The 12,151-nt window shown below is 60.8% G+C and carries 10 protein-coding genes; 7 read left to right on the top strand and 3 right to left on the bottom strand.

Features of this window, described 5'->3' with window-relative positions; all coding sequences use genetic code 11:
* Positions 1-12 precede the first annotated feature (12 nt).
* Positions 13-408 (bottom strand): hypothetical protein, encoded by a 396-nt coding sequence (locus C7I87_RS06560; RefSeq protein WP_149903429.1) that lies wholly within the window; start codon positions 406-408, stop codon positions 13-15.
* Between the two features lie 432 nt (positions 409-840).
* On the opposite strand from C7I87_RS06560, the gene C7I87_RS06555 reads away from it, so the two are divergent.
* From C7I87_RS06555 to C7I87_RS06540, 4 genes are all read left to right on the top strand, one after another.
* Positions 841-1,809, top strand: coding sequence for a TIM44-like domain-containing protein (locus tag C7I87_RS06555; RefSeq protein ID WP_149903428.1), 969 nt, complete (start codon positions 841-843; stop codon positions 1,807-1,809).
* 402 nt (positions 1,810-2,211) lie between these two features.
* Positions 2,212-2,433, top strand: coding sequence for a hypothetical protein (locus C7I87_RS06550; protein ID WP_149903427.1), 222 nt, complete (start codon positions 2,212-2,214; stop codon positions 2,431-2,433).
* Between the two features lie 616 nt (positions 2,434-3,049).
* A complete protein-coding gene (locus C7I87_RS06545; protein WP_188393758.1) occupies positions 3,050-3,268 on the top strand; it encodes a hypothetical protein in 219 nt (72 codons plus the stop codon).
* 573 nt (positions 3,269-3,841) lie between these two features.
* Positions 3,842-4,528, top strand: coding sequence for a transposase (locus C7I87_RS06540; protein ID WP_149903426.1), 687 nt, complete (start codon positions 3,842-3,844; stop codon positions 4,526-4,528).
* 201 nt (positions 4,529-4,729) lie between these two features.
* On the opposite strand, the gene C7I87_RS06535 is transcribed toward C7I87_RS06540, so the two are convergent.
* Entirely contained in the window at positions 4,730-6,205 is a 1,476-nt protein-coding gene (locus C7I87_RS06535) for an NAD-dependent succinate-semialdehyde dehydrogenase (protein ID WP_149903425.1), read from the bottom strand.
* 685 nt (positions 6,206-6,890) lie between these two features.
* On the opposite strand from C7I87_RS06535, the gene C7I87_RS06530 reads away from it, so the two are divergent.
* The 3 genes from C7I87_RS06530 to C7I87_RS06520 all read left to right on the top strand — a co-directional run bounded on the left by C7I87_RS06530 (position 6,891) and on the right by C7I87_RS06520 (position 9,970).
* On the top strand, positions 6,891-7,559 hold the full coding sequence (locus tag C7I87_RS06530) for a hypothetical protein (protein WP_149903424.1): 669 nt from the start codon (positions 6,891-6,893) through the stop codon (positions 7,557-7,559).
* A gap of 386 nt (positions 7,560-7,945) precedes the next feature.
* The gene (locus C7I87_RS06525) at positions 7,946-9,742 is read left to right on the top strand and encodes a cation:proton antiporter domain-containing protein (RefSeq protein WP_149903423.1); all 1,797 of its coding nucleotides are present in this window, start codon (positions 7,946-7,948) and stop codon (positions 9,740-9,742) included.
* Positions 9,743-9,805: 63 nt separating this feature from the next.
* Positions 9,806-9,970, top strand: coding sequence for a hypothetical protein (locus C7I87_RS06520; RefSeq protein ID WP_246696210.1), 165 nt, complete (start codon positions 9,806-9,808; stop codon positions 9,968-9,970).
* A gap of 797 nt (positions 9,971-10,767) precedes the next feature.
* Here C7I87_RS06520 and groL read toward each other — a convergent pair.
* Positions 10,768-12,151: chaperonin GroEL (gene groL / locus C7I87_RS06515; protein ID WP_149903476.1), on the bottom strand; the 1,384-nt coding region annotated here is incomplete at its 5' end.

Genomic DNA, 12,151 nt, shown 5'->3' with positions numbered 1-12,151 from the left:
TTGATTCAATGTCTAGCGGTATGGCAGCATGCAGCCCGCGCTTCGAAGGGCGGCGAGGAGCAGGTTGATGTGTCCCTCGACGTCGCTGCGCGCCTGTTCGCGCAGCGGCAAACTGTCCCAGCTTTCCAATGGATCGATAAAGCTGGCGAGTTCGCCATTGGCCGTGAAGGACACGACCGCCAGCCCGTCCTTGCTCAAGGCGAGGATTCCGGTTGTGCCGGTCACATAGCGGACGGCTGCAATTCGCTGAAATTGAGGATCACCATCGACCCGGACCTCAAAAAGAAGTCGCCCCGAAGTCTGGCGGGCTATCCTGGCTGCCTTATCACCAAAGCTCAGGGGCAGCAGCCGAACGCTTGCGGCCGCCATTTCGAACAAGAGAGCATCGAGGCCAACGTCTGCCGCCATGTGCAAAGTGTGCGCGAAGCCGCAGCCGGCGCAATCAGCCCATGCAAGTTGTTCACAGCATCAAGGAGGGCTGGCCAATGGCCACCGCATCCCGACAAGCAGGTGCAAATTGTCATTGGCGTGCCGGACACGGTGAATGCGATAGCAAATTGCGGCGGACCTTCGGGCGAGCGGCTGGCCGGTTTCAGGCAATGCTCCTTCGGGAGCGCCGCCTTTAGCTGCATCATCGGAACACGCTTTGAGACAGGCCGTCTTGGGCCTCGATTATCCCGTAGGCGTTTGTCCATTTCATTTCTTTGCGCAATTCTTAAGGTTTTGTAAATTTGGACGAAGCGCGGCTTGAATCGCCTCCATTGTATTTCCATCTTCGACGGACTTTGAACCGCCCGAGGCGAAAAGATCGCTCATCCCTCCACATCGTTAGGCCGTAAAATGACTAATCCGCTCAGATTTCTCTCGATGCTCTTGATACTGACGACGGCCTTTGGAATTTTTTCGGTCAATCCGTCGGAGGCACGCAGAGGCGGCAGCTTCGGCAGCCGCGGCAGCCGGACATACCAGGCGCCGGCCCCCACCGCCATCGCACCGTCCACGACGCCAATTCATCGCTCGATGACGCCAAACCGGCCAAGTCCGGCGTCACCGATGCAGCCATCGTCTCTTCAGACGCGTCCAAGTTTCTGGAGCAGGTTTGGCGGGGGGCTCGTTGGCGGTCTCATCGGCGGGCTGGTCTTTAATGGCATCTTTGGAATGATGTTCGGCCATGGATTCGGCGGCTTGGGTGGCGGCTTCAGCTTCTTACTCCAGCTGCTGCTGATTGGCGGGCTCATCATGCTGGCGATGCGGTTCTTCAACCGAAACAACAGTTCAGCCGCGACAGGCGGAAGCGGCTTTCCATTCGGCCAACAAAACCCCCGGACAGGAGCACCAGCCTACACAGCGCCCGCCGCCGCCGCCGCCGCGGCCTATGGCGCGACCAAGACGGATGAAATCGGTATCACCCAAAACGACCGTTCCACCTTCGAGCGTCTTCTCGCAGACGTGCAGGCCGCGTTCACCCGCGAGGACCATCAGGGGCTGCGCCGGCTGACGACGCCAGAAATGGTTTCCTACCTCTCCGAAGAGTTGGCCGACAACGCGACTAAGGGATTGAAGAACGAAGTATCAAATCTTCAATTCCTCAACGGTGAAGTCGCCGAAGCATGGCGGGAGGGTGCGCGCGACTATGCGACCGTGGCGCTGCATTGGTCGGCTGTTGATGTCATGCGCAACCGTCAGACATCCGCGATCGCAAATGGCGATCCCGTCAATCCGGTCGAGACGACGGAACTCTGGACCTTTACACGTGAGGCTGGAGGAGAGTGGCTCCTGTCCGCCATTCAGGACATCACAAAGCCATAGCCCTTTTTGCGGGCCCGAATTTGTGCGGTTTGGGACACGTATCGACTTCTGCAGCATGGCCGGTGTGAACGGATGGCCGATTGTGATGCGCACGCCGCAGAAATCGTTGTCGTCCTTTTCGTTCGGCGAACCGAGCCGCCGCCGGTCGGCGTCTTCGTTCTGCCGACACCCGACTTTGTGCCCGTGCCGGCCTGGGTGACCCCGCCGCGTGAGATCGTGCCGGCGACATCATCTTCAACAACATTCATTGCGCGGGTGGACTTTACATATTTGTAAATTGCCCTCGCCGGATATTCCGAGATACCGCTGGGCGGCGGTTCGGTTCGCGCATCCGACTTATCGGGCAACAGCACTTCACGGATGAACGAGCCGGGCCGTCCTTAAGCTATTTGGGAGAACACTATGATTCGCAAGGTTCTGGTTGCAGCCTCGATTGTGACGCTCGTTAGCGTGCCGGCATTTTCCGCCACCCAGTATTGGGTCGCGAAGGACGCCACGACGAAGAAGTGCTCCGTGGTTTCCACGAAGCCAGACGGCAAGAAAATGACCGACGCCGGAACGAAGGCATACGATTCACAAGCCAATGCCGAGAAGGCGATGAAGCTGTTGAAAGACTGCAAATAAGGGAAAGTTAGCCCGTTTTGAGCTGAGGCCCGCTCCGGACGCTGGAGCGGGCTTTTTGCTGCGCAGAGGCCGCGGTCGACGCCGGAGGTCGTCCGTCTAGTCCGACCGGCTCGAAATCCATAATTTTTGTAGGCTAGGAAAGTCGATCCCATTTCGTGCCTGTCGGGAAGGTAGTTGTCCCGAACCTCCCGATCGGCGGCGAATGCAAAACCGTCTAGATTTTGAGGATCAATCCCGTCGGGGGAGGGGGTTGATCGCGGCCGGTCAACAGAGACCGGCGGACAAAAATGGCCGGGCTCGAATGCGGCCCGGCCAAAAGAAGGTCAAAACCTTCAGAGGGAGCACCGTTCAGCGGGATGGGAGGAAATCGCCGAACGGTTTTACGTTTATGATCCCATTTCTGGGCTGCCGCGACGAACGTCATTCCATAGAATAGCCCAACCAGCAAAATTCGTACTCTGGATACTGCAAAAATCTTCACGGGCGCGTTTTATGCGGGTTCGAGAAAATCGGCATCGTGGAGATGTGCCACGGCCCTTTTCAGCACATTGGTCCCGACATGGCGGAACGGCGGATTGTCCGGATTGCTCGCCGGACGCGCCTGCCGAGCAGCGATATGGCGCCTGTTGTCCGTGATGATTTTGGTTATCATTCAAGGCGCTGGCAAAGGTTCTACACATCTTCGGGGGGAAGAAGGACAATTGGCGTCGCCTACTGGTTCGCCCCGGTCAACAGCTTCCTTCGCGGGGAGAAGCCGCAGGAACTGCTCATCAGCGAGCCCGAGCACCTCGTTCGCGCCGCCGAAGACGAGGTGGCCGGCGTAGTCCACGGTTGAAAGGAAGTTGCGGACGCGACGCCTTTCTTTTCACGGCACAAAGGTCTCCGAGCCCCAGAACGACCTCGCACACTGGGGAAGACAATGATCTGGCCTGCGCGAAACCTGGCTGTCACGCCGCTTATCTGTCTGACGGCCCCGTCGATCGGGATGGCGATGTCATTCTGGAGATGCGCCGGAGCACACGTGCGGTTTGAGCGACCGCCGCCCGCCCCGGACCGAATGCGCTCGACAAAAAGACCACCGGCTCGGCCCAAAGGGTCGAGATACTGCTGGCTTTCGCGGCGCAGTGACCCGTTGAACCTAATCCAGCTCATACTAGCGTAGCGATGGTGCAAGCGCTTTGCGGGAGTTCATGCCCGAAGACCTGTCTCGAGCAAGGTCGACAAAAGCGTCTTTTCATCCGGTCCGGCACCGAACTTTGGAGCCTCGGCTACAAGGGTGCCATCAGGGCGCTATGACTTCGACACGGTTGCCAAGGCATCTTCCGCGGGATAAACGCCAGCGCCGAACAGGAAGTGGCGGTGAAAATCGCAGTCCGGCCGTCGACAATAATGCTCACAAGGAAGCAACATGAGGCGTCAAACGCGACCATTCGTATTGGAAGTCAAGCGGAAGCGTGGCATTCAAAAGCAGTCCCGGTCCATTTGGGGGAATTTTGATATTTCAGCGGCCCTCGCCGAGACAAACCGAGAATCGGGGGCGACCGAGCTGCGCAATTGTCAGACGATTGACTCCAGCATAATCTCGGCCGATCCTGAACATCTGTTCAACTCGCAAGCGGAGACTCCTATGCCGGATCCAAATGGCGCTGAAGCTGTCCCATCCTCCTCTGAGTCCCCTCGGAAAACAGAAAAGCCAAAGGCCAAGAGAAGAGTTGCGCAATCGCGCAAGTCGAAGCCGGAGATGTCGTCGACTTCCCACACCAATGGAGCGGTCACACAGCCTCAGACGTCCGATTCCACGGCAGCAGTTCGAAGCCCCCGGAAAGCTTACTCCGCGAAAGAGCGAGTTCAGAAGCTCTCCGAGATCGAGAAGTCACTTAGCGGCGGCGCCACTTTGAAAATTGCTGCAAAGCAGGCGGGCATATCGGAGCAGACCTACTATCAATGGAAGCGGGCCTCGACACCTGCGCCGCGCAGCGACGATCTAAAAGACCTTCTCGCGCTGGAGGACGAAAACAAGCGGCTAAAGGCCCTTCTCGCAGAGCGCCTCCGGAAGGAGAACTCGGAACTGAAGAAGAAGCTCGGCCTGGTTTAGGATCTGCTTTGAGCCTCAGGCTGCGTTGGTGACGGACCAGTCTCCGAGAGTTACTCGGCAAACTCACGGCCTCATGGCGATTTGCCACAGGCTGGAGAGCCCCTGGCAGGCGCCACTGGCAAATCCGCAGACGGATTCGGCAAAAGATTGCGGCTTTGGAGTGGCGACGCGGTCTGGAGTAATGGCTTACCCTCGGCGAACTCATAGCCCGCCCATGCAGAGGTATTTCATCTCAAGGTAATCCTCTAGCCCGTGGCGAGATCCTTCCCGCCCGATGCCGGATTGCTTGATGCCGCCGAAGGGGGCGGCCTCCGACGACATGCGGCCTGTGTTGATGCCGACCATTCCATATTCCAGCGCCTCGGCCACACGCCACACCCGCTTGAGGTTGGAAGCGTAAAAGTAGGCAGCAAGCCCGTATATCGTGTCGTTGGCCTCGTGCACGATCCGATCGGCATCCTCGAAGTGAATGATCGGAGCCAACGGCCCGAATGTCTCCTCCCGCGCCACTGCCATCTCGCAAGAGATATCAGTGAGGACTGTCGGTTGGAAAAGCGTCCCCTCTTTGCCAATGCGATTGCCACCGCATCGAACTGCGCCGCCCTTTGCAACGGCATCGGCGATATGGGATTCGATCTTGGCCAGGGCATGCCTGTCAATCAGGGGTCCGATAGCAACGGCTGGGTCGAAGCCATCGCCCACCGAAAGCCGCCGGACTTTTTCGACGAACTCGTCGACAAACCTGTCATGAACGCTCGCCTGCACATAAAGGCGGTTTGCGGAGACACAGGTCTGGCCGGCATTGCGGAACTTGGCTTGGATCGCCCCGTCGACGGCGGCATCGATATCGGCATCGTCAAAGACAATGAACGGGGCATTGCCGCCGAGTTCGAGACTGAGCTTCTTGATCTGGTCCGAGCACTGGCGCATCAACAAGCGTCCGACCTCGGTCGAGCCGGTGAAGCTGATCTTGCGGACCTTGGGATTGGAACAGAGTTCGCGGCCTACTGCATCGCCTTCCGAAGCAAAGACCAGGTTGACGACGCCTTCGGGAAAGCCAGCCTTATCGGCGAGGGCGAACATCGCACCCGCCACGAGCGGTGTCTGTTCAGCAGGCTTGAGCACGATCGTGCAGCCAGCGGCGAGCGCCGGCGAAATCTTGCGCGCCACCATGGACGCCGGGAAATTCCACGGCGTGATCGTGCCAACGACGCCGATCGGCTGTTTGATTACCAGCATGCGGCGGTCTGTCGACGGCGCTGAGATCGTCTCGCCGTAGATGCGGTTGGCCTCTTCGGCGTACCACTGCAGATAAGCAGCGGCATGCGAGACCTCCGACTTCGCCTCGGCAAGTGGCTTGCCCATCTCAGCGGTCAGGATCGCGGCGAGATCGTCCGCGTGATCGACAATCAGCTGATGCCAGCGCCAAAGGATGTCGCTGCGCTCTCGGGCGGTCAGCGCCGCCCATTCAGGCTGCGCCACGTGGGCTTTGCCGATGGCCGCGCGCGTCTCTTCGGCACCCATGTCCGGAAGTTCCGCAAGCAATTCGCCAGTCGATGGGTTGAAGATCTCGAATGTGCGGTCGCTCACAGGCGTGCCAAGACACGGCAAGCGGTCGATGGTGACAAACAGGTCGGGGGTGTTCAGGTGACGGATCAAAGGCGGGCAGAGCGGCAATACCGGATTCCTCCTCAACGGGGCGGACGTCTGGGGCAATGCGCTTGTCTATCCCGCACGGCCGATCTCAGCATAGGGCCTCGGACGTCCGGTTGGTAATCCCAAACGCGCGAATATTGCTGATCCGGAGGGGGCAGCATCGACCATGCCGATGAGAGATTACCGCTTCGCTGTCATTTCGGCCAGCGAGGGCGTTGAAAACTCATTGCTTGGCAGCGCGCACGCTTTCGTTCACCGACGTCCAACGCAAGAGAGGCGGCAATGGCGCTGGAAAGCATCCAGCCCGTCCCGGCATCGTGCCCGATCGCGGCAATCGAGAACGATGTTCCTGACCTCGTCAAACGCGCGAACGCTGATTAGCAGTTGATCCAAGGGTGGTCGCGAAATTGGACGCTTGGCTCGGGGCGCGAAGGCAGGCCTCGTCGGCCGGACATCGCAGCAGTTCGCAACGCCATTATCTCCTTTGATCAAATAGCCACACCGAAGTCCAGATCTCCCATCAACTGAAAATGCGTCCGGGCTGCTCCTCCCCGACTCGTCAGATTCTCGAAAGCTGTATCTGCAAAGGTCTTCAAATGTCTCGATTTCCACGCCGCGACAGTCTTTTGCTGCGGAGGACCGAGTCGAAGAGGCTCGTCCCGATCCGGGGCGGCTATGAAGTTTCATCTCACCTAAGGAGAGTACTATGGACCAAAACGATAATGATCCGGATTATTGGGCGCGTTGGTACGCTAAGCAGCAAGAGCTGCAACGTCCGGGGCAAGAGTCGGACAACAGGGGGCCGGATCAAGCTGGCCTTGAGCAGCAGCTCAGCGAGCTGCTGCTCAGCTCTTCTGAGGAGAGCTCAGCTGAGTTGAGTTCGCCCGACACTCGACCCGCCGAAGCACAAAGAAGTCTCGAGCACACTGGCATGCCGCAGCAATCCAATCTGCAGGATAGTTGGTTCAGCAATGCGCGGCACAGCATCGATATTCCTCGCGGTGCGAAGGCCTCGCAGTCTGATCGGCGTGACAGGCCATTCGCTAGCACGCGCTACACAGCCCCATCGGAAGCGCAGCCTGCGGCGCGGACCAAGCATAGCAAAAGCCCTGGGCTCTTTTCTCGTGTGAAATCAGGTCTCGGCAAGATCTTCGGAAGTTATAGCGAAAAGGCCTCCCGCGGCCCGGTGTCCGAGGTGGTTCATTCAGAGCTTCGTATGGATTCGGCGAAGCGTAGTCGCCCCTCCGCCGGCGGGGACATGCATCCCGAAGACGAGCGCCTCATCGAGCAGTTGGCGGCAGAACTCCGATCATACGAAGTTGTTCCCGACGGCACCATCGGCCGAGGGGAGGGCCTACCATCAAGGAAAATTTAGGCGTTCTGAGTGGCGGTGGGGACAGCCGAGATCTGCGAGGATCGCGTGACCTTGACACGGGGGGAAATACAGAGCGCTCGCATTGGGTCGATGACGCCCGGCTCATAATCTCCTGCGGTGACGCGGAACACCAGTGTCCGTCGAATCTCGACATGCCAATCGGCCCGACACGGCAGCGCTGCCAGCGCGCAAACACGTAGGTCTGGTCCGGCCCAAACAGATCGGCGGCACCTCGGTCGCCAGTCCAGCATTTTGTCGCCGCAGGGTTGCTTTTCGCACCCTTGCGGGTTGCATCGTCGTTACCCCTTCCACCATATTGCAAAACAGGCGGCGGCTTCGGGCGGCGCATATCCGACATCGCTGGCTTGAAAGGCGCTCCATAGACAATGCCGCATGACACACGCCTTATCGCCACCATCGTCGCCGGTCTGGGGCTGGCTTTCATCTTCGGCGCTCTCGCCAACCGCTTCCGCATTCCGCCACTGGTCGGCTATCTCGTAGCCGGCGTGCTGGTCGGGCCGCACACGCCCGGTTTCGTCGCCGATGCAGGGCTTGCCAACCAATTGGCCGAAATCGGCGTCATCTTGCTGATGTTCGGCGTTGGCCTGCATTTTTCGCTCAAGGACCTTCTGTCGGTCCGCGCCATTACCGTGCCGGGCGCCATCGTCCAGATCGGCTTTGCCACCGCACTCGGCGCAGGGCTGTCCTGGATGCTCGGCTGGTCGATGGGCGCCGGCTTGGTGTTCGGCCTGGCGCTATCGGTCGCCTCGACCGTGGTGCTGCTGCGCGCGCTTCAGGAACGCCGCCTAATCGAGACCGAGCGCGGCCGCATCGCCGTCGGCTGGCTGATCGTCGAAGACCTGGCCATGGTGCTGGCGCTGGTGCTGCTGCCGGCGCTTGCCGGCGTACTCGGCGGCCAGGAACAGGCGGATGCCCATTCGAGCGGCCTGCTGTCGCTGCCGGCCAGTTACGGCATCTGGGGTGTCGTCGGCATCACGCTGGCCAAGGTCGCCGCCTTCGTCGTCGTCATGCTGGTGGTCGGTCGCCGGGTCATTCCCTGGATCCTGCACTATGTCGCCCATACCGGGTCGCGCGAACTGTTCCGCCTCTCGGTGCTCGCCATTGCGCTCGGCGTCGCCTTCGGCGCTGCAAAACTGTTCGGCGTCTCGCTGGCGCTCGGCGCCTTCTTCGCCGGCATGATCATGAGCGAATCCGAGCTCAGCCACCGCGCGGCCGAAGAATCGCTGCCGCTGCGCGACGCCTTCTCGGTGCTGTTCTTCGTCTCGGTCGGCATGCTTTTCGACCCGTCCAGCCTGATCAACAACGGCCTGCCGATCCTGGCGACGCTGGCCATCATCGTCATCGGCAAGTCGCTGGCGGCATTCGTGATCGTCGTCGCTTTCGGCTATCCCCTGGCCACGGCCTTGATGATTTCGGCCAGCCTTGCCCAGATCGGCGAATTCTCCTTCATCCTGGCCGAGCTCGGCGTCGAGCTGAAACTTCTGCCCGAAAAGGGTCAGGACCTGATCCTGGCCGGCGCCATCCTCTCGATCGTGCTCAACCCGCTGATGTTCCTGATCATCGACCGGATGAAGCCGTGGCTGGAAGCCCGCGCCGCCAGGACGGCACCGCCGGCGGACGCCAAGCCAGTCGGCCCGGCGACGGAACCGGGCCACGTGGCCTCGGTTGCCGCGACGACCAAAGGGGAAGACGGGCCGCCGCCGCGGACGGCACTCACCGGTCATGCCATCCTAATCGGCTATGGCCGCGTCGGCGGGCTCGTCGGTGCCGCGCTGAAGGAAGCAGCACTGCCTTTCCTCGTCATCGAGGACGCCGACAAGACGCTGGCGAAGCTGAAAGCAGACGGTATCGAAACCATCGCCGGCAATGCCGCCAATGCCGAAGTGTTCGCCGCCGCCAATCCCGAAGGCGCCAAGCGGCTGATCCTTGCCATCCCCAATGCTTTCGAGGCCGGCCAGATCGTGCTGCGCGCACGCACCGCCAGTCCCAACATCAACGTCGTCGCCCGCGCCCATTCCGATGCCGAGGTCGAGCATCTGAAGGGGCTCGGCGCCGATACGGTGATCATGGGCGAACGCGAGATCGCGCGCGGCATCGTTGAAGAGGTGCTTGGCGATAAGCCGGTGTCGCGGCCTCAGGCGGCCGCACCTTCCGCTGCCTGAGCCCACAACCCAAAGCCAGCCAGCGCGCATATGCCTGTGACCGCAGGCAGGTTCAAGCGACGAATGCAGAACCGCCTTTTGCGCGACACTGCCGAGTCAGCCGGCGGCGAAAGCCTCGCACTCGCGATCGAACGGGTCGCACTTGGCGGGACCATCGTCGTGTTCGGTTCGGACAGTGGCGAACTCACGCTGTTGGTCTGTCAGTTCGTTCCGGGTCACAAGGGCTAGACTAGTTGGAGCGTCACCCTGCTCAATCGCGGATTCCGGAACGTCGCCGAGGAGTGTAGCAGATCACGACGGACTGTTTGATGCGGCGGCTGTGAAATCCGTCGGCACGGCGTTCGACTGTCGTGATCGACACAAGCTCCGGCAATGCCGAAGGCAACGCGAATTTGCCTACGTCGGCAACGAGGCAGGTGGACTTGCTAAGTTGGTTGCCGAATGCGGGAAGGGCAAAGCTCGGAAGTCCAGATGCATTCGCATCCTTAGCGGCCTGGGCAATAGGCCGAAATTGCCTCTCAAACGATCAAGCCCGCTGCCGGGGGGGCTGGCAGCGGGCCAAGATAGAAAACAGCGCGAGGGGGGCGTGCGCTGCCTCCAACGCCGACATCACATCTGGGAGGAGGAGGTGGTCGACAGCGCGAACATAGGGATCGCAGAGCACATTGCAATGCACAAAACGCGGAAGTGCGGAAGCATTGCCCCGGAGCGCCCTTAGGCGTCGAAATCTCGATGACGCTCTCGGCGGAAACGGCGCTTTTTTCAATCTGAACGACCTTGGGCAGCCCAGCGCTTGTCGGGCGGGTTCGGAAGCGGATAGGCCGCTAAGCCTGTTCCTGAACGGCTGGCATCCAAGGCAGCGCAGGCGATTTTCAGTCGATCTCACCGCGGCAAAAAAGCAAAATGCCAGTTTTTTCATCCGGCCTCGCTCCTTGCCCGAATCGCTGCGGCATATCAACCGATCGACAAAACACAAAAAGGAAAGGGCGGCATCGCTGCCGCCCTTCCAGGGTCGAAAGGTGCCCTTAGAAACCCATGCCGCCCATGCCACCCATTCCGCCCATGCCGCCGCCGCCCATGCCGGCCGGCATGCCGCCGCCAGCCGAGTCCTTCTTCGGAGCTTCGGCGATCATGGCTTCGGTGGTGACGAGCAGGCCGGCGACCGAGGCCGCGTCCTGGAGAGCCGCGCGCACGACCTTGACCGGATCGACGATACCCATGACGATCATGTCGCCATATTCGCCGGTCTGGGCGTTGTAGCCAAATGTCGCACTCGCATTGTCCAGGATCTTGCCAGCGACGATCGAAGCTTCCGCACCAGCGTTGGCAGCGATCTGGCGGGCCGGAGCCTGCAGCGCACGACGAACGATGTTGATACCGGCAGCTTGATCTGAGTTGGCGCCGGTGGCGTTGAGGTTGGCCGAAGCGCGCAGCAGGGCAACGCCACCGCCAGCAACGATGCCTTCTTCCACGGCCGCGCGGGTCGCGTTGAGGGCGTCATCGACGCGGTCCTTCTTTTCCTTGACTTCGACTTCCGTCGCACCGCCGACGCGGATCACGGCAACGCCGCCGGCGAGCTTCGCCAGACGTTCCTGCAGCTTTTCCTTGTCGTAGTCCGAGGTGGTCTCCTCGATCTGCTGCTTGATCTGGGCAACGCGGCCCTGGATCTCGTCCTTCTTGCCGGCGCCGTCGACGATGGTGGTGTTCTCCTTGGAGATCGACACCTTCTTGGCGCGGCCGAGCATGTTGAGGCCGACATTCTCGAGCTTGATGCCGAGGTCTTCCGAGATGACCTGGCCACCGGTGAGGATGGCGATGTCTTCCAGCATGGCCTTGCGACGATCACCGAAGCCCGGCGCCTTGACGGCGGCGATCTTCAGGCCGCCACGCAGCTTGTTGACGACCAGCGTGGCGAGCGCCTCGCCTTCGACGTCTTCCGAGATGATGAGCAGCGGCTTCGAGGTCTGCACGACGGCTTCGAGGACCGGCAGCATCGCCTGCAGGTTGGAGAGCTTCTTCTCGTGCAGCAGGATGTAGACGTCCTCGAGCTCGGCAACCATCTTGTCGGCGTTGGTCACGAAGTAGGGCGAGAGGTAGCCGCGGTCGAACTGCATGCCTTCGACGACTTCGAGTTCGGTCTCGGCGGTCTTGGCTTCCTCGACGGTGATGACGCCTTCGTTGCCGACCTTCTGCATCGCTTCCGCGATCATCTTGCCGACCGACTCGTCGCCATTGCCAGCGATGGTGCCGACCTGGGCGACTTCCTCGGAGGTCTTGATCTTCTTGGCGGCCTTGCCGAGAGCGGCGACCACTTCGGTGACGGCCAGATCGATGCCGCGCTTCAGGTCCATCGGGTTCATGCCCGAGGCAACGGCCTTGGCGCCTTCCTTGACGATCGCCTGGGCCAGA

Source organism: Mesorhizobium sp. SARCC-RB16n, assembly GCF_008520305.1.
In the GTDB taxonomy this organism is placed as follows: Bacteria; Pseudomonadota; Alphaproteobacteria; order Rhizobiales; family Rhizobiaceae; genus Mesorhizobium.
This window is presented reverse-complemented; position numbering and strand designations above follow the sequence as displayed.

Excerpts from the sequence above, each read along its gene's own strand:
- C7I87_RS06560 (WP_149903429.1), bottom strand. The coding sequence starts at position 408 with ATGGCGGCAGACGTTGGCCTCGATGCTCTCTTGTTCGAAATGGCGGCC.
- C7I87_RS06555 (WP_149903428.1), top strand. The coding sequence starts at position 841 with ATGACTAATCCGCTCAGATTTCTCTCGATGCTCTTGATACTGACGACG.
- C7I87_RS06550 (WP_149903427.1), top strand. The coding sequence starts at position 2,212 with ATGATTCGCAAGGTTCTGGTTGCAGCCTCGATTGTGACGCTCGTTAGC.
- C7I87_RS06545 (WP_188393758.1), top strand. The coding sequence starts at position 3,050 with ATGGCGCCTGTTGTCCGTGATGATTTTGGTTATCATTCAAGGCGCTGG.
- C7I87_RS06540 (WP_149903426.1), top strand. The coding sequence starts at position 3,842 with ATGAGGCGTCAAACGCGACCATTCGTATTGGAAGTCAAGCGGAAGCGT.
- C7I87_RS06530 (WP_149903424.1), top strand. The coding sequence starts at position 6,891 with ATGGACCAAAACGATAATGATCCGGATTATTGGGCGCGTTGGTACGCT.
- C7I87_RS06525 (WP_149903423.1), top strand. The coding sequence starts at position 7,946 with ATGCCGCATGACACACGCCTTATCGCCACCATCGTCGCCGGTCTGGGG.
- C7I87_RS06520 (WP_246696210.1), top strand. The coding sequence starts at position 9,806 with ATGCAGAACCGCCTTTTGCGCGACACTGCCGAGTCAGCCGGCGGCGAA.